Below are 16,750 nucleotides of genomic sequence, written 5' to 3'. Positions count from 1 at the left end.
GTAGTTCACAGCCATCTTCTACCTTCTCTGCACTTTGATAGCAAACTTGCGTATTTTCACTGATCTTCACGACGACTTGTTCGATTTGCGCCGCAGCATGGCTTGCATTTTGTGCCAGTTTTCGCACTTCATCAGCCACAACCGCAAAACCGCGACCATGGTCGCCAGCACGCGCGGCTTCAATGGCGGCGTTTAGGGCGAGTAAATTGGTTTGGTCTGAGACTTGATTAATGGTGAGTACAAAACCGCGAATCTCTTCTGAGTTGGCCTTTAATGCCTCTAGCGACAGGCGACTCTCTTTGATCTGCGCGAGCAACTCATTCAAGGTCTGTTGAAACTGCTTCAAAATCGCAATGCCATCGCGGTTTTCAAAGACGTGCTGCTCCAAATAGTGCTTGAGGTTATCTGCCGCCGTCGCAATTTGTCCGCGAATGCTATCGATAGGACGCACTGAGCGCAGAATTTGTGCTGTAAAGTGGTGCCCTATTTGCGATGCTTGTGTTAACTGGTTGATCTTCAGCGTTTGTGCATCGCTTTGCGCGCATAACTGCTGCTGTTCTTGTGTTAACGCTTGGACTTGATCTTCTAAGGTCTGAACTTGCTCTTTTAGATGATTCTCTTGTGTTTTTCTTGAGAAGCAAAACATGATCGCGCTTCCTTTCTATCTTCTGACTGAAGGTAGTGTGCCTGATGCATGCAGTGGATTCAGGCTTGAGGGTAATAACTTTGACCACCCCCGTAGTTTTCCAAAGCGTAATAAATTCAATATGTAATAAAAAAGTCCCCGATGGGGACTTGGCGCTAGTTTGTATTGTAAATTCGTTGAGTCTTAATCGAGCAGGGGATGACCATCGGGCAGCTGTTTATGAATCCACAGTACCAGCTTGTGCTTCATATTAGGGCCATCTTCTTTATCAGGAGCCAGCGGCGTCAGCACTTTGTCTTGCACGAGTAAGCGATAGATACATTCAATTTTAATCTTATTGGATGTTCCTTCATCAAATTGGATGAACCCTCGTTTTTGCGCGTATTGCTCACCGATATGGAGGGCTTTTTTAAGTAGTTGCGCTTCATTTTTGATCTTCTTCATGCGGCTATCCTAGTGGCAGCTGATATATCCAGCATAGCAAAGCAAGCGCCAATGGACTTTGAGCTCACTTGCAATTTTGCATGGATAAGCAGCCACTCATCCTATCGATCAGATTCACTCTTTGCAGATGTTTTCAGCAATTTAGTCAATGCTCATTACACTTAAGAGAAATGACTGAGATAGGGAACATCGATGAACCAGACAAAAAAATTTCGCTCTCAATTACAGCCGCCACTGCTGATTGGTAGCGTGCTGATTGTAGCGGTAATTGCTGTTTTTATGTGGCTTGGCCAACGGTCGCTAGAAACCAAGCAGCAGCTCTTTAGCTTGCAAAATGATATTAGCCATGTGACCTCTGAGATGCTGATGTTACGCCGGCATGAAAAGGATTTTATCAGTCGTGTAGATGTGCGATACATCGATAGTCTAGTGACGCGCATTGATAATATTTTGCCAAAATTTTCAGCCATTAAAACAACAATGGATAGGCAAAAGCTTACCCATGATTTCGAGTATCAATCCTTGGCGCAGGCTTTGCTGGCATATAAAGCGGCGTTTTTGCTATTGGCCGATCAACAAATTGCCATTCATGGCGAAAAGTCGCAGGGCGGCTATATCGAGCAGTTGAAAAATGAGCTGTTTACCCTAGAGCGAGATATTTTTGCTAGTCAAAATCGCTTAATGAATGAGCAATTCATTGAAATGAAAGCGCATATGTTTGAGTTCTTTCGAACCTTTGAAGCAAACGATCTAGCGCAGGTGAATCAATTTTATCAGGCGATTGCCAATGAGGCGGCCAATGTAAATGGCAGTCCACTGCTCAAAGTGCATCTGACTAACTTTATGAATCGTTTTAGCCAGTTGCAAAGCGCCTATGAAACATTGGGTTATAACCACAGCCAAGGCTTACATGGGCAGCTTCGCAGTGATATTCATAATGTAGAGCAGCAGCTTAAGTCGCTATTTGAAGAGGTGCCGAGCCATATTCAGCAGCGCCTTGATGGTAACGAAAAAATATTGAAATTTTACACCATCGCCATGTTTGCTTTGGTCTTTGCGATTTTGGCTTACATCTTTGTTGCGGTGCGCCGTTTGGAGTGGCAATTACATGAGTCGAAATTGCAGGCGCAGCAAGCAAACCGTGCGAAGAGCGCCTTTTTAGCCAATATGTCCCATGAAATTCGTACACCGCTTAACGGTATTATTGGCATGACTGAGATTCTCTCGGACTCCAATTTAACGGCGCAGCAAAATGATTATCTCTCCACCATCAATGTCTCATCGCAAACTTTGTTGATGCTGATAAATGATGTGCTCGACCTGTCGAAAATAGAGTCGGGTAATTTAGAAATTTCCCTGCATACCTGTCATATCCGTGAAGTTATTTTTGATACGGCTGCACTGATTGCGCCCAAAGCGGAGCAAAAGAAGCTAGCAATTGAGATCGAGATGGATGCCAATGTGCCGAGTCATGTGCGTGCGGATGAGCAAAAGCTGCGTCAGGTGATGATGAATTTGGCTTCCAATGCGGTGAAATTTACAGAGCATGGTTGTATTACGCTGCAGCTGAAGTGCGAACACATCAATGATGAGCAGGTGTCTTTGTTCTTTGGGGTGCGTGATTCTGGTATCGGGATTGCCGAAGAGAAACAGGCGCATGTTTTTGAAGAGTTTCGTCAAGAGGATGCCTCGACCTCCAATCACTATGGTGGCACGGGATTGGGTTTGGCCATTGCCAGCAAAATTGTTGCCTTGATGGGCGGCGAAATTGCGCTGTCATCACAAAAATCCGTGGGGAGCCATTTCTATTTTCGTTTAGATTTTGCTATTGATGAGACGCAAAGCGCCGCGCAGCCTAAACAGGCCAAACTGCTTTATTGCTCTGCACAGCCATCGAATTTGTTGCTTGAAGAGGCCGCGCATTATGGCTACGAAGTGCAACAAGTCAGAGAGGTGCAAGAGCTGGTGGATTGGGCAAGTGCGGCACCCACACAGGATGTGAATGCGTCGTTACCCATTGTGCTGCTCGATAGAGCCTCAGATATTCAGCTGATGCCAGCGCAGCTATCGGCACCCGTGGTCTTTGTGCGCTTGAATCACCATGAAAAATTGGACTTTGGCGATCAGGTTGCCGCCTATGTGACCTTACCGCTGCTGGGTCATCGCTTTCAGGCGCTGCTGGATAACTTAGTTCAGCCAAGGCTAACGGTTGATTCGGCTGGGGCGGCTCATGATGGCAATTTACACAGGGTGAATCAGCAAGGGGCGACGGTGTTGGTGGTTGAGGATAATAAAGTCAACCAAGCGGTTGTTTCTGTGAATCTGAAAAAGCTGAATATCGAGTTTCTGATCGCCAATGACGGTGAAGAGGCCGTATCTCTTTATAAACAGCACCACCAAGATATCGGTTTAGTGCTTATGGATTGCATGATGCCCAATATGGATGGCTTTGAGGCGACACGCGTGATTCGAATGATTGAGGACAGCGACCAGTATGAGCCTGTCACCATTATTGCGCTGACGGCCTCTATTTTAGATGAGGATATTCAGCGCTGTTTTGATTGTGGTATGAATGATTATCTACCTAAGCCCTTTAAGCGACAAGCACTGGTGGAGAAACTGCAAAAGATGAAAAGTAGCGCGCTGCTACTTGAGCATGAATAAAACTGAGCCTTTGCCAGATGAATATCTGACTAAGTCATGCTTTGAATCAAAGTCGTTTGAAATAAAAAAGCCGCGATAATCGCGGCTTTTTCGTTCTTTGCGAATACAAAGAATGATGATACTGAAACGCCCCAATTAGAAATGGATGTAGTTCAGTGAGGTATTGCTTTTCTCTGAGGCAAAATCGAGAATCGCTTCGTTCAACTCTCGGTAAACAACGGTACCATTGGCATCATTGAATACCACATCACCGTCAACATTGGCCTGGCCAATATAGCTGAGCTCATTGTAATCAGCAGGGCCACTTAGCAGCAGGTAAACATTACCTTCAATGCTAAATTCACCTTCATCGCTCAGTTCAACTTCAGTGGTATTATGCTTTACGCCATCGACCCAAACTTGTTGTAGCTGACGCATGTCAATTTTGCGAAGTCCATTACTGATGCTGTTACGGAGTGCATAAGTATTGAGTTCGCGTGCGCGCAATGCATTGTCAATATAGCTTTGGTAGCCTTTTGACTCGGTGTTGATTTTCAATGTTTCTGGATTGATAAGCTGATTGCTATAGCGAGCCAAGTCAGAGACCGCACTGTTATAACGTTTGGTGGCAGTGGCGTAACTCATACCATATTTGTTTTCACTAATAATGGTGACATTGTTATTGGCTTCACGTGCCACTTCTAGCGCTTTTTCTGCGTTCTCATCGGCGTTAAATGCTGCGATAAGCTCAGGCACCATGGCTTGCCCAATAGCATTGACTTCTGCGATTTGCGCTTCTGTGAGTTTGGCAAGATCTTTGCTGCTAAAACTCTTGAACTCATAGTAGTAACATTCTTTGGTTGTTGGACTACGTAGTTCGTTCGCCGCGTCACATGCGTCATTGGATGAGTAACGTAGCGCGATATAAGCGGGAATGTCATTGGCTCGAATTGGAATAGATTTTTCGGTGACATATTTTGCCAACGCGGCTACATATGTTTCTTTTAAACCGTAATTGAGCTTACGACTCGCTTGACGATAGGTATTTTGTGCAGCAACGGCCGCTTCGTATTCAGCTTTACCGTAAGTACCGAATTCCGCGAGTTTTTGTTTTGCTTCGATAAAGCGGGTGTAGGTACGTTTTTGAGTCTTGGCAAGATATTGCATCATCGACTCATCATTTGTGACTTCTTGAATCACAGGTTGACGAGATTTCACTTTGCTAATGGCAGCACTCATCAAGGTGTTGATATCGGTACCAAATTCGCCCATGTTTGCCGCTTTAATTTGCTTTTGCAGCGCTTCGGCTTTGGTGACCCATGCAGCGTCATCTGCAATTTTGCTTGGGACATTATCAAGCAAATCTTCAACTTGGCCGAGCAAGGTCAATTGTGATTTCACAAAATCAGGATTAAAAATGGTGTTTTGCGCTTGTTCTACGGTCAAGCTACGCGCAGTAAAAACGCTGTAGTCTTGTGACAATGCAGGCGGGATCTCGCCTTTCAAATCAATCTTTGCATTATCACCACAGCCAACTAATAAAAGTGCAGCAGCTAAGGGTAGTAGTTTCGTTTTTTTCATTTGATGTTCCTAACAATTGAAACCGGAGCGGTTCATGATCCTATGAACGTGATTTTTTTGAACGCGCATCATATGCAAAGCGCAACTTATTGAAAAACTGTTTTATTAGTGAATGTGATCGTCAATTAAAATGCTTTTTTTTTAATCTGAAATTCGAGTCTTTTTTAATCGAAAGGAAAATAAATCGGAGTCATGCAATTTGACATCGAGCCCTTCGGTCAATAAATGATGAGAAATTGATGTTGAATTGACCAGTGCTGGTTATGGATTTAACACAAAATCGAAAATCAAATCTAAATGTAATTAACTAATTAATATAAAAGGAAAATTTATATTTTCTTTCTATTTTAGAAAATTCACCATGGCGATACGCAGCGCTGATATAAAGCAATGAAAATTGGGCAAAATAACGAAAGTTAGCACAGATAAATTGCGTGAAATATCAGGGAGGCTCTATGTCGTTATTTCAAAAAGTGCTCGATTTTCTTGGCTCAGGCGTGGCTGAGACTGTGGTGAAAAGTGTTCAGCGTTATTTCCCGCCGACCTTAAGTGAAAAAGAGCGAATGGCGATTGAAAATGCGATTCGAGAATCTGCAAGAGCACATGAACTCAAGCTAATCGCTTTGGCGCAAGCAGAGCAGCAAGCTTTTGAGCATCGATTGGTTGCGCTGGAAGGCACGGCGTCAGATTTAAAACACTTTGGTGTCCTTGGTCAGCTCACGGTGTTTTTGCGTGGCTTGCAGCGTCCGCTGTGGGGATTTTTCGTGCTTTATCTCGACTATCAGGTCTTTATTCAGGGGCGTTGGCCCGCCTTAGCCGTCAGCGCTGAGAGTGAATTGGGGCTCGATATTCAATCGGCATTTTGGATGATCAACTTTTTAGTGCTGGGATTTTTGTTTGGTGAAAGAGCGATGCGCAATGTTTTGCCATTACTGATGGCAAAAAAGACAGGTCCTGTCGGTTTACCTGAGCAAGCTCAGTTGTCTGAGCATGTGGCGAAAGGCTAGGGGGCGCTGATGTTTAAGATTAATGCGAAGGGTCTACTGGAAGGGCCCAAGGTGACGCAAGCGATAGTGGATAAAAATTCAGGCACTTTTGCTTTAGGCCACAGTGACACCATTGTTTTGCATTACACCGGCGGAAGCACACTTGAGGGTGCGGTGACGCATCTTTCAAATCCATCGATTAAGGCATCTGCGCATCTTGTGGTAGGTCGAGACGGCGAGGTAGTGCAGTTGGTGCCATTTTTGCTGCAAGCTTGGCATGCTGGGCGAAGCCAATATCAGGGGCGAGAAGGGATCAACCAATACAGTATTGGCATCGAAATGGTGAATGTGGGGCCAGTGCAGCGAGCGGGGGCGCAATATGTCGCTACCTTTGGCCAGCGCTTCAATCAAGATGATGTTATTGAGGCCACGCATCAGCACCAAGCCGAGCCGTGTTATTGGCAAAGTTATACGCCAACACAGATTGAGACAGTCGCACAGCTATGCCAGTGCTTGTGTCTGCACTATCCCATTGCACATCTTGTCGGACATGATGATATTGCGCCTGGCCGAAAAAGAGACCCAGGCCCAGCATTTCCCATTCAGGAGCTACGCGAGCAACTGTTTGAGCGTCGCGATCAGCAGCAAGAAAGCATTTCGGTAGATTTGGGTAAAGCTCAGGTCATTGCATCGCGGCTTAATGTACGTCAAGGCCCATCAGCGCAGGCTGCTCTAATACGAGCCCCCCTGGATTACGGTCACGCTTTGCATATTTTGGCGGAGCAAGATGGTTGGTATCAGGTGGTGATTGAGGAGCAAGGTTGGGTTAAAAAAGAGTGGGTTGAGCGATTGAATGTCTAACCAAGAGTCATGGTTATTATTTGGCTCAAGGCTCAAAATTTAAGTGCTATCAGTCACGATCGATCTGGTTTTGCGCTGGGCTCTCGCTGGGTTGATTGGGCTCAAAATCGCCGGGGGTTGCGCTGGCGGTCAGTACGGCGCAGCTCTTTGGATCATCGCAGCTGGCCACTTTACCATTGACGGCGCTATAGCGAATTTTGAGGTTGCGGTTTTCTCTGTGATTAAAAAGACAATCACCACCGTTTTTCGGGAGTGTTTGGCTTTGATAAAACTGGCGAAAGGCTTTTGGGTTGGGCATGAGCGCAGCAATGGCACCATCACAGCCGCCGATGTTTTTGATATTGCCATTGAGCGTGCAGTCGCGAATGCATTCGGGATAGCCGGAAATGGCCCAAAAGCCAATCCATTGTTCTCGGATCTGCAGATAGCCGCCATTTCCTAACAGCGCTGGCTCGGCAAAAGTATAATTGGCCAGCCAATAACGATTTGCTTGGGCGATGGCTTGTTTTAAATCTTGCGTATATTGCTGGTGCTGCGCTTTGAGATCGTCATTGCTTAGATGAAGAAATTTAGGCGCAATGGCCACAGCGATAATGGCAAAGAGCGCCAAAATCACGATCAGTTGAAGTAATGTAAAACCCAGACGTTGCGTAGCCATCATGACTCACTTATTGGATTGTGTTCATTGACTCCTTTGAGCCTAGATCAGCGTGAAGTCTATGGAATTGCGTTATTTATGATTCGCAAAAGAAAGACACACTTGTGATTCCTTCCCCTCAAAATATACAAACTTTTATTGCTCATCTAACAACTTGGTGATATTTCACTTAGAAAATTTTACCTTGGATTGAGCCATGGAAGTCGAACAGTTAGAAATTCTTAACTTTATAAGCCAGTACCCGCCCTTTGATGAACTCCCCGAAGAGGTGCTGAAAGCAGTCGCCATGCGCATCGAGGTGAGTTACTACCGCGCGGGCACCATGGTGGTTCATAGTGGCGATGCAATCCACGATCTATTTATGGTACGTAGCGGGCAAATCGAGATTTATCGACGTAAAGGTGAGCTCTACAACCGAATGGGTCAGGGCGGTCTCTTTGGCCAGATGGGCATTTTGATGAATAACAAAGTGCGGATGCCAGCCAAGGCCACGGAAGATACCTTGCTCTATTGCATTCCAGAATCGCTCTTTACTGAGCTCTACGACAACTATGATCATTTTGCTGATTTCATGGAAGTGGAAGACAGCGCGCGATTGCGCAGTGTGGTATCGAGCCATGATAAGAACAACGATCTCACCACCGCAAAGGCAAGAAAGATCATTTCGCTTAGTCCTGTGCTGATTAGCGCAGAAGCCACCATTCAAGATGCAGCCAATATGATGGCGGAAGAGGGCGCCACCGCGCTTTTAGTGGTGAGTCCTGAAACTGACTCTGAAGAAGATGATAGCGATCGATTGCTCGGGATTTTGACCGACCGCGATCTCTGCATTCGCGTTTTAGCACAGGGCATTGCCACGGATTTACCTGTATCTGAGGTGATGAGTACCGATGTGGTTTCCCTCGATTACAACGCCTATGTCTTTGAAGCCATGCTCACCATGCTGCGTTACAACGTGCACCACCTGCCTATTGTCAAAGAGCAAAAGCCTGTGGGCGTGATCAGCATGACGGATATCGTGCGCTACGAATCACAAAACAGCTTGCTCTTGGTCAGTTCGATTTTCCAACAAACCAGCATTGAGGATCTCAAGCGTTTAGCTGGTCAAGTCAAAGATTGCTTTGTGCGTATGGTTAACGAAGATGCCAATGCGCATATGGTGGGCAGTGCGATGTCGGTGATTGGCCGCAGCTTTAAACAGCGCTTGGCTGAGCTTGCGGAAGAGGCCTATGGTCCAGCGCCCATTCCCTATTGTTTGATTGCCATGGGCTCCATGGCGCGTGACGAGCAGTTGATTGTTACGGATCAAGATAACGCCTTGATTTTAGATGACAGTTATGACGAAGCGGCGCATGGCGAGTATTTTGCCAAGCTCGCAAAATTTGTCAGTGATGGTTTGGCTGAGTGCGGTTATAGCTACTGCACTGGCAATATTATGGCAACCAATCCAGATTGGCGAAAAACCCGCAGTGAGTGGGAAGCTTGTTTTGGCAATTGGATTGATAATCCGACCCCAGAGCGATTACTCAATAGCTCTATCTTCTTTGATATTGATGGTGTCTGTGGCCGCGTGAAATGGGCAGAGCAGCTGAGCAGCTTTATTGTGCGCCGCGCGCGTCGTAATAATCGCTTTTTGGCTTGCATGGCCTATAACGCTATTCGCCGTACGCCGCCGCTTGGCTTTTTCCAAGATTTTGTGATGGAAAAAGATGGTGGACATAACAACTCCATTAACCTCAAGCGCCGTGGTACTGCGCCGCTTGCCGATCTGATTCGTGTGCATGCATTGGCTATTGGTTCACGCTCGCAAAACTCCTTTGATCGTCTTGATGACATTATTGAGTCCGGCATTTTGCCGAAAGGTCGCGGGCAGGATTTGCGTGATGCCATGGAGCTGATTTACATGGTGCGCATTCGCCACCAAGCGCTGGATATCGAAAATGGCGATGAGCCTGATAACAGCATTGAGCCTGAAAATATGTCTGATTTTGAGCGACGTAACCTCAAAGCGGCATTTCAGATCCTCAGTAATGCGCAGAACTACATTAAATTCCGTTATCAAAGAAGTGGCAAATAATGAGCTGGTTTGGATATATCGATCCCAATGCGCCACTGATTGATACCCAGTGGACGCCCGATTGGCCCAAGCGTTTTAATGAGCTTGCTGAGCAAGCCAAGGATCCGCGGTTAAAGGCTTTTTATGGCGCAGGTCAGGTCAGTGGCGATACGCCGCTCAATGAGGTGCCCTTTGTAGCGCTGGACTTTGAGACCACGGGTTTACATCCCATTGATGATGAAATTCTAACCATAGGTTTGGTGCCCTTTACCCCGTCACGCATTCTGTGCAAAGACTCGGCGCATTGGGTGGTCAATCCCCATCGACCACTCAATGAAGAATCGGTGGTGATTCATGGCATCACAGATACGGAAGTGAAAAACGCGCCTGATCTTAACGTAATTTTGGATCAAGTACTGGCGGCGCTGGCGGGCAAAGTGGTGGTGGTGCACTACAAGAGTATCGAGCGTCAATTTCTTTACCAGGCACTGCTGAAGCGCCTAGGTGAGGGGATTGAGTTCCCTGTGGTGGACACTTTAGATATTGAAGCGGCGGTACAGCAGCGATTGTGCGCGGGTTTTTGGAATTGGCTCAAGCGTAAGCGCCGTGCTTCGGTGCGCTTAGGCCGAGCACGCGCGCGTTATGGCCTGCCTGTGTATCAGCCGCACCACGCTTTAACCGATGCCTTAGCAACAGCGGAGCTGTTGCAAGCGCAGCTGGCTTATCACTATGAATCTGATGCGAAATTAAGCGATATTTGGCAATAGAATCAGCACGCTGATTTGTTACGTCATTTTGATTTTGGTCATCGAAAGCGAACAAAAGCGCAACAACTGAACAAACAATCAACAGCGGTCGCTTTACAATGCACCGTTCGGCGTTATGATAGCGTGCCCTTATTTTTGAATGAAACAATTTCAAATTGAGTTTTGGCTAAAAAATGGTTTGTTTTTAGTCGAACTCACTAAGGTTTACCCACGTATTTAAGGAGATAATTCGTGAACGATGATTATAACGGTGGGATCCAACGTCCTGACGGTAAAGTCACGCCAATTGATACTGACTATCAAATTGGTCAAGACAATATCGCTCTTAAAGTCGGGCCGCTTGGCCTCGATATTCACAACCGCGTGTTTGCCATTTCAGGTTTAAGCATCGTGTTGTTTGTCGTGCTGACCTTGCTTTTCCGAGAGCAAGTGGGCACCTTTTTTGGCAGTTTAAAGGGCTGGCTTGTTTCAAGTCTTGATTGGTTCTTTATTCTGGCCGGCAATATCTTTTTCCTTGTCTGTATACTGCTGATTGTCACGCCGCTTGGTAATGTGCGCATCGGTGGTACAGAAGCCACACCTGATTATTCCTACGCCGGATGGTTGGCCATGTTGTTTGCAGCTGGCATGGGCATTGGCTTGGTGTTCTTTGGTGTGTCTGAGCCGATGTCTCACTTCCAATCATCGATTGAAGGGGTCAAGGTTGGGGCGGATGGTATTCGCACGGACTGGGCGCCATTAGCGGGCGCGGCAGGTGATGCAGCAGCAGCGACCTCCTTAGGTATGGCGGCAACTTTGTATCACTGGGCGCTGCATCCTTGGTCTTTATATGCGCTGCTCGCACTGGGCTTGGCGATTTTCTCTTTTAATAAGGGATTGCCACTGACCATGCGTTCCATCTTCTATCCACTTTTTGGTGAGCGTGTTTGGGGTTGGACAGGTCATATCATTGATATTTTGGCGGTTGTCGCGACTGTCTTTGGCTTGGCTACCTCCTTGGGCTATGGCGCGACACAAGCGCTGCAGGGATTGAACTACCTTTTTGATGTGCCAATTAATACCACTACGCAAATTCTATTGATCGTGTTTATCACGGCATTGGCTTTGATCTCTGTGGTTGCTGGTCTCGATAGTGGCGTGAAACGCCTGTCTGAAATCAACATGGGCCTTGCGGCATTGCTGCTTTTGTTCGTGATTGTGGTTGGTCCAACACTCGGCATTTTGACAGGCTTTTTCGATAACATCGGTGCTTATCTTGCAAACTTGCCAGCGCTATCCATGCCTTTTGGCCGTGAAGATGTGAACTTCTCACAGAGTTGGTCTGCATTTTACTGGGCATGGTGGATCTCCTGGTCACCATTTGTTGGCATGTTCATTGCCCGCGTTTCTCGTGGTCGCAGTGTTCGTGAATTTATCACCTGTGTTATTTTGATTCCGTCAACCGTGTGTGTGTTGTGGATGACCGCCTTTGGCGGGACGGCAATCAACCAGTTCGTTTATGAAAACTACCAAGGTGTTTATAACGCAGCGCTAGAGCTTAAGCTTTTCTTGATGTTGGATGTATTGCCACTGAAAGCGATTACCTCATTTGTCGGTATTATTCTGATTGTGGTGTTCTTCGTGACCTCTGCTGACTCCGGCTCATTGGTGATCGATTCCATTGCTGCGGGCGGTAAAGTGGATGCACCAACGGTGCAGCGCGTGTTCTGGTGTACCTTTGAAGGTTTGGTGGCGATTGCGCTGATGCTCGGTGGTGGCCTTGCGGCTGCACAGGCGATGGCAGTGACCACAGGCTTCCCGTTTGCCATTGTGGTACTACTTGCTAGCGTGTCTTTGGTGAAAGGGCTGATGAGTGAGCCTCGACCTGCGAAAAAAGTGCGTCGTCCACTCCCTCGCTAATCTCACTTGAATTTTTTCTGAATCAATTGTGAATAAAAAAGGGCATGCTTGGCATGCCCTTTTTATTTCTGATGATTGGTCAATGATGGTTTAAGCAAACAGTTGCGAAAGTAAAAAGACGTTGAGTACAAGGACGAAAAGGACAATGGCGCAACCAAGCCAATGAACCCAGCGTTGGTTTTGATAGTCACCCATTAAGGCTTTGCTGCTGGTAAAGCGTAGAAGGGGAATAATTGCTAGCGCGATACCAAAGCTCAACACCACTTGACTCATCACTAAAATCTCAGTGGTGTCCATGCCCAAGCCAATGACGACCAGTGCTGGTAGCATGGTGACTGCTCGGCGAATCCATAGTGGAATAGTGCGACGAATAAAGCCTTGCATGACCACTTGTCCTGCTAATGTTCCTACCACAGTTGATGATAGGCCAGAGGCAATTAAAGACACACCAAAGAGCACAGCAGCAGCCTGACCCACTAAAGGTTGCAGCGTCATATAGGCGGTTTCAATTTCAGCAATATGCTGGTTGCCTGAGCTAAAAAAGACGGCGGCAGCCATGGCAACAATGGCAACGTTGACAAAACCTGCAATGGTCATGGCAATCAGGATATCAATGCGTGTGCCACGCAGACGAGTGTTGGTATCGTCGGGATCTTTTTTGCCAAACAGTGCTGAGTGAAGGTAAATCACATGGGGCATGACTGTGGCACCGAGAATACCAGCTGCAAGATACACCTGATGTGAGTTTTGAATGGATGGTACCAACAGACCTTTGGCCATTTCTCCCGGCTCTGGCGTGACCATAAAGAGTTCGACCACATAGATGCTGGCAACCACAATTAAGAGGGCGCCAATTACCAGCTCAAGCGGTTTTTGTCCGTTTTGATTGAGTAGCAAAATGGCAAAGGTTGCCGCACCTGTTAATAGTGCGCCATCAAAAAGCGAGATGCCAAATAGCAACTGAAAACCCACCGCCGCACCAATAAATTCTGCCAAATCTGTAGCCATGGCGATCACTTCGGCTTGAATCCAGTAAGGCACAACGGCCCATTTGGGCAGTGAATCACGTAGGTGCTCTGCCAGGTTTTTGCCAGTGACAATGCCTAGTTTGGCTGATAGGTACTGAATCAGCATCGCCATAAGATTGGCACCTAATACAACCCAAAGTAGCTGATAGCCGTAACTAGAGCCTGCTTCGATGTTGGTCGCAAAGTTACCAGGGTCGATATAGCCGATAGCTGCAATAAAGGCAGGGCCAAGCAGCATCATGCGCTGTTTCAGGGGGCGAGGTGCTGCGATTGCAGTATTTAAAGTGGTTGTCGTCATGGTCTTATTAATCGTCGTGGGCAATGTAGTCAATCTACGCCGATTATTTATCCAGGTCAGATATATGGTTTCTATATCTTTGATAGGTCTATTCGATTGTTCTTTCTTCTGGCGGCTTGTCTGAAAAAGCGCGCAAAAAAAGCCCTTCTCGTGGAGAAGGGCAAAGGAAGTGCAGATGGAAATACTTGGATGACATGGATTGTAAAACAATCTAGCGCATGCAAGTTTGTGCATGGACGTAAGATAGGGGAAAGCCAGTTCTGTCACAAAGTGATATCGCCGATTAAATCCATTGTCGATATCGATGGTTTTTGTTGGATTGATTGTTTAGGTTGGGTTTTGGCCAAAATAAAAGATGGCCAAAGCCATCTTTTTATGTGTGTATGTGTGCGACTGAAAGAGATATTTATGATTGCGCTGAAGGCTGACATAAACGCTGTAAATCAGCGCCATGTAGTTTGTATTGGTTTTTCCCTGCACGTTTTGCTTGATACATGGCCTCATCGGCTTGATGAATCACTTGTTCAAGCGGTGTGGTTGCATGCGCCGTCCAATGGGTTAAACCGATACTAACGGTGATCTGGCAATGAAAGCCATTGACCGCGATAGGTTGTGAGAGCGCCTGTAAAATTCGCTCAACCACAGGCAGATAGGTTCGGCTGTGATCGATGGCTAGCAAGAACTCATCGCCAGAGAGGCGAGCCACCAAATCGCGACCGGCAACACATTGGGTCAGCCGCTTGGCAACCACGCGCAGCAGTTCATCACCCACATAGTGGCCATATTTATCGTTCACCGCTTTAAACCCATCAAGATCCAAGAACATCACATACAATGCATGCCCCTGGTCGTGGGTTTGCTCAAGCCAATTAAAGGCGTGCACTCGGTTGGCAAGTCCTGTTAATGGATCATGATAAACCGCATGACTGAGTCGTTTGAGTTCAATCTCAGCCGATTGGTCGGTTAAGACTAAGACGAACGCCTCGACATAGCCTTCTTCATTGCGCAGGGTTCGTACTTGCATCAAGCATGGACATGGCGGTTGATTTTCCTTTGGAATTTCAACTTGAGTGACATAGCGGTCATTGCGAAGCAGCATGCGAATTTGCGTCCAACGCTTGATTTCCGGAATGTGAATCGGTAATGCGTTGGCTTTATTCAATTTGCCAAACCAATTGATGCTAGCGGTATTTTGCATTTCTACGCTGAGATCGCGTCCAATCACCATGATGGCATCTTGGTTTTGTTCAAACATTAGCTCAATCAATCGGCGGCGATGCTCAGCTAAGTAACGTTCCGTATGATCTTCAACTTGCACCATCACATGATCGGCATTGGCCATGGGGTGGCAACTGATATGGTAGCGTCGATGATTGTGAATTCCCTTGAGTTCAAGGTTGATCAACTCGTGGTGCATTTGCGCGCCATGAAGCAAGCTATCGACCACGGATTTGGGCTCAAAGCTCTGTTCTAAAAATGTACGCGCACAGCAATGCTGAGTGAGGTGAGGAAACTCTTTACTCATCATTGGATTGTGATAGGTAATCACGCCTTGTGGGGAGATCGCCAAAATACCACGCTTCATTACATCCATGGCTTGATGGATATAGTGGTTTTTTTGTTCAAGCTTTTGCAGCGCTAAATAAAGATCATCTTCCCGCTCTACGAGGTTGGAAACCAGCGCGTTAAATTGTCCAGTGAGTTTGCCAATTTCATCTTCATGGACGACGGGTAGCGTGCGGTTATGAATACCCTCAGCAATGATGTCTGACATAGAGCTGTGCAGGGTATTCAATGGCAGTACAAACATCGCATGAAGTGAGCGCGCCAGCATCCAAGCCACGGTTGATAGGATAATCAAGAGTAAGCCAAGGCCGCTCCACATCTGTTTTTTATGAAGCAGTAGCGTTTCTTGAGAGACCCAATAAGTCAGCTTACCCAGTAGTTCATTATCCAGCTTGATATAGATGGTATGCTCGCGAAATTCAGTGTCTTTGCATTCCACATGAGCATGACGCCAATAACAATGTTTCGGCAGTTGATGAATGGATGCAAGGGATTTGCCTTGCTCATTTTCAACTTTCGCGGCGATGATATCCGGATCAAAACTTAAATGAGTTAACTGCTCTTGAATGGTCACCACATCCTCAAAGGTGAGGGCGGCTTGCAGCGTATTGGCAACACCTTCAGAGAGAATATGAACGCGCATATCCAGCGCATCTTTTTGTGAGCGGCTAAGTAGCTCAATGGTGCCTGTACCAAGAAATGCGATAAGCAACGTCAATGAAAGCCAAATTGGCAACATCATTTTGTATCGCAGTGGTAGTTGTCGAAGACGCAAAAATATCATTGAGCCTCCGATGCAAGCTCAGCAATGCTGAGCAATTGAGCACGAATTTTCACCCCAGTGGCTTCTATATTTTTGATCGATATCAGCGGCTTAATTCGATTGTTGACCTTGATGAGCGAAATCATACCGCCCATCTTGATAAAGCTGCGGCCATTGCCCACTAAAAGTGCATTGGGATAGTGCTGTTTGAGTGTGTCGAGCTCAGCTTTGGCGGCCGGATCGACATAAATGAGCTGGCAGTTCGGTACACTTTGGTCTGTGAGTAGATGAAAATGCGCGCGATCTTTTTTGGCTGCAACTAAGCGTGCCAGCTGTTCTGTTACAGGGCTTGCTTGGGTTGCGCAGTAATAAATTTGATGGGGTGGGTATTGGGTTTGGTGCCATTCAGCCAAAAGCGCAAAGCGGTAAAGATAAACCGCTTTGAGATCTGTTTCGCTGTACTTGGCATGTGCTGATACACAAAAGAGCATTAGGCTCATGCCAAAGAGGATGCGCATAATTGAAAAATAAAAATGGGCCATTTTCTGAAACAA

At 46.6% G+C, this 16,750-nt stretch carries 12 protein-coding genes and 1 pseudogene; 6 read left to right on the top strand and 7 right to left on the bottom strand.

The features are described 5' to 3' along the window. Positions 1-19 precede the first annotated feature (19 nt). Both L9P36_RS16435 and L9P36_RS06975 read right to left on the bottom strand, forming a co-directional pair. A pseudogene (locus tag L9P36_RS16435) lies at positions 20-646 on the bottom strand (methyl-accepting chemotaxis protein); the annotation flags it as partial. A 183-nt stretch (positions 647-829) separates the two neighbouring features. Then, a complete protein-coding gene (locus tag L9P36_RS06975; RefSeq protein ID WP_237465995.1) occupies positions 830-1,090 on the bottom strand; it encodes a DUF5062 family protein in 261 nt (86 codons plus the stop codon). 192 nt (positions 1,091-1,282) lie between these two features. On the opposite strand from L9P36_RS06975, the gene L9P36_RS06970 reads away from it, so the two are divergent. Further along, complete coding sequence (locus L9P36_RS06970) at positions 1,283-3,754, top strand: hybrid sensor histidine kinase/response regulator (RefSeq protein WP_237465994.1); 2,472 nt, start codon at positions 1,283-1,285, stop codon at positions 3,752-3,754. 135 nt (positions 3,755-3,889) lie between these two features. Here the strand turns inward: L9P36_RS06970 and L9P36_RS06965 are convergent, their stop codons facing one another. Further along, positions 3,890-5,314: a hypothetical protein gene (locus L9P36_RS06965; protein WP_237465993.1), complete on the bottom strand. Its 1,425-nt coding sequence runs from the start codon at positions 5,312-5,314 to the stop codon at positions 3,890-3,892. Positions 5,315-5,769: 455 nt separating this feature from the next. Here L9P36_RS06965 and L9P36_RS06960 point away from each other — a divergent pair, with 455 nt between their 5' ends. Further along, complete coding sequence (locus L9P36_RS06960; RefSeq protein ID WP_237465992.1) at positions 5,770-6,321, top strand: hypothetical protein; 552 nt, start codon at positions 5,770-5,772, stop codon at positions 6,319-6,321. A 9-nt stretch (positions 6,322-6,330) separates the two neighbouring features. Beyond that, positions 6,331-7,161, top strand: coding sequence for an N-acetylmuramoyl-L-alanine amidase (locus L9P36_RS06955; protein ID WP_354004720.1), 831 nt, complete (start codon positions 6,331-6,333; stop codon positions 7,159-7,161). A 49-nt stretch (positions 7,162-7,210) separates the two neighbouring features. On the opposite strand, the gene L9P36_RS06945 is transcribed toward L9P36_RS06955, so the two are convergent. Further along, positions 7,211-7,819, bottom strand: a complete 609-nt coding sequence (locus tag L9P36_RS06945) for a pilus assembly FimT family protein (RefSeq protein WP_237465991.1) — start codon at positions 7,817-7,819, stop codon at positions 7,211-7,213. Between the two features lie 196 nt (positions 7,820-8,015). Here L9P36_RS06945 and L9P36_RS06940 point away from each other — a divergent pair, with 196 nt between their 5' ends. The 3 genes from L9P36_RS06940 to L9P36_RS06930 all read left to right on the top strand — a co-directional run bounded on the left by L9P36_RS06940 (position 8,016) and on the right by L9P36_RS06930 (position 12,541). After that, positions 8,016-9,896 (top strand): DUF294 nucleotidyltransferase-like domain-containing protein, encoded by a 1,881-nt coding sequence (locus L9P36_RS06940; protein ID WP_237465990.1) that lies wholly within the window; start codon positions 8,016-8,018, stop codon positions 9,894-9,896. Continuing rightward, entirely contained in the window at positions 9,896-10,642 is a 747-nt protein-coding gene (locus L9P36_RS06935; protein ID WP_237465989.1) for a 3'-5' exonuclease, read from the top strand. Before L9P36_RS06940 ends, L9P36_RS06935 begins: the two co-directional genes overlap by 1 nt. A 231-nt stretch (positions 10,643-10,873) precedes the next feature. Beyond that, the gene (locus tag L9P36_RS06930) at positions 10,874-12,541 is read left to right on the top strand and encodes a BCCT family transporter (protein WP_237465988.1); all 1,668 of its coding nucleotides are present in this window, start codon (positions 10,874-10,876) and stop codon (positions 12,539-12,541) included. A 90-nt stretch (positions 12,542-12,631) separates the two neighbouring features. Here the strand turns inward: L9P36_RS06930 and L9P36_RS06925 are convergent, their stop codons facing one another. The 3 genes from L9P36_RS06925 to L9P36_RS06915 form a co-directional block, all read right to left on the bottom strand. Further along, positions 12,632-13,867, bottom strand: a complete 1,236-nt coding sequence (locus tag L9P36_RS06925; RefSeq protein ID WP_237465987.1) for an Nramp family divalent metal transporter — start codon at positions 13,865-13,867, stop codon at positions 12,632-12,634. A 406-nt stretch (positions 13,868-14,273) separates the two neighbouring features. Then, on the bottom strand, positions 14,274-16,217 hold the full coding sequence (locus L9P36_RS06920; RefSeq protein ID WP_237465986.1) for a diguanylate cyclase domain-containing protein: 1,944 nt from the start codon (positions 16,215-16,217) through the stop codon (positions 14,274-14,276). Beyond that, complete coding sequence (locus tag L9P36_RS06915) at positions 16,214-16,750, bottom strand: YfiR family protein (protein WP_237465985.1); 537 nt, start codon at positions 16,748-16,750, stop codon at positions 16,214-16,216. The genes L9P36_RS06920 and L9P36_RS06915 overlap by 4 nt, the downstream gene beginning before the upstream one ends.

The organism is Vibrio stylophorae (genome assembly GCF_921293875.1).
GTDB classification, from domain to species: domain Bacteria; phylum Pseudomonadota; class Gammaproteobacteria; order Enterobacterales; family Vibrionaceae; genus Vibrio_A; species Vibrio_A stylophorae.
Note: the sequence above shows the minus strand (reverse complement) of the source record. Positions and strands in the feature narration are given on the sequence as shown.

Coding starts and splice junctions, on each gene's coding strand:
- L9P36_RS06975 (WP_237465995.1), bottom strand. CDS start 1,090: ATGAAGAAGATCAAAAATGAAGCGCAACTACTTAAAAAAGCCCTCCAT.
- L9P36_RS06970 (WP_237465994.1), top strand. CDS start 1,283: ATGAACCAGACAAAAAAATTTCGCTCTCAATTACAGCCGCCACTGCTG.
- L9P36_RS06965 (WP_237465993.1), bottom strand. CDS start 5,314: ATGAAAAAAACGAAACTACTACCCTTAGCTGCTGCACTTTTATTAGTT.
- L9P36_RS06960 (WP_237465992.1), top strand. CDS start 5,770: ATGTCGTTATTTCAAAAAGTGCTCGATTTTCTTGGCTCAGGCGTGGCT.
- L9P36_RS06955 (WP_354004720.1), top strand. CDS start 6,331: ATGTTTAAGATTAATGCGAAGGGTCTACTGGAAGGGCCCAAGGTGACG.
- L9P36_RS06945 (WP_237465991.1), bottom strand. CDS start 7,819: ATGGCTACGCAACGTCTGGGTTTTACATTACTTCAACTGATCGTGATT.
- L9P36_RS06940 (WP_237465990.1), top strand. CDS start 8,016: ATGGAAGTCGAACAGTTAGAAATTCTTAACTTTATAAGCCAGTACCCG.
- L9P36_RS06935 (WP_237465989.1), top strand. CDS start 9,896: ATGAGCTGGTTTGGATATATCGATCCCAATGCGCCACTGATTGATACC.
- L9P36_RS06925 (WP_237465987.1), bottom strand. CDS start 13,867: ATGACGACAACCACTTTAAATACTGCAATCGCAGCACCTCGCCCCCTG.
- L9P36_RS06920 (WP_237465986.1), bottom strand. CDS start 16,217: ATGATATTTTTGCGTCTTCGACAACTACCACTGCGATACAAAATGATG.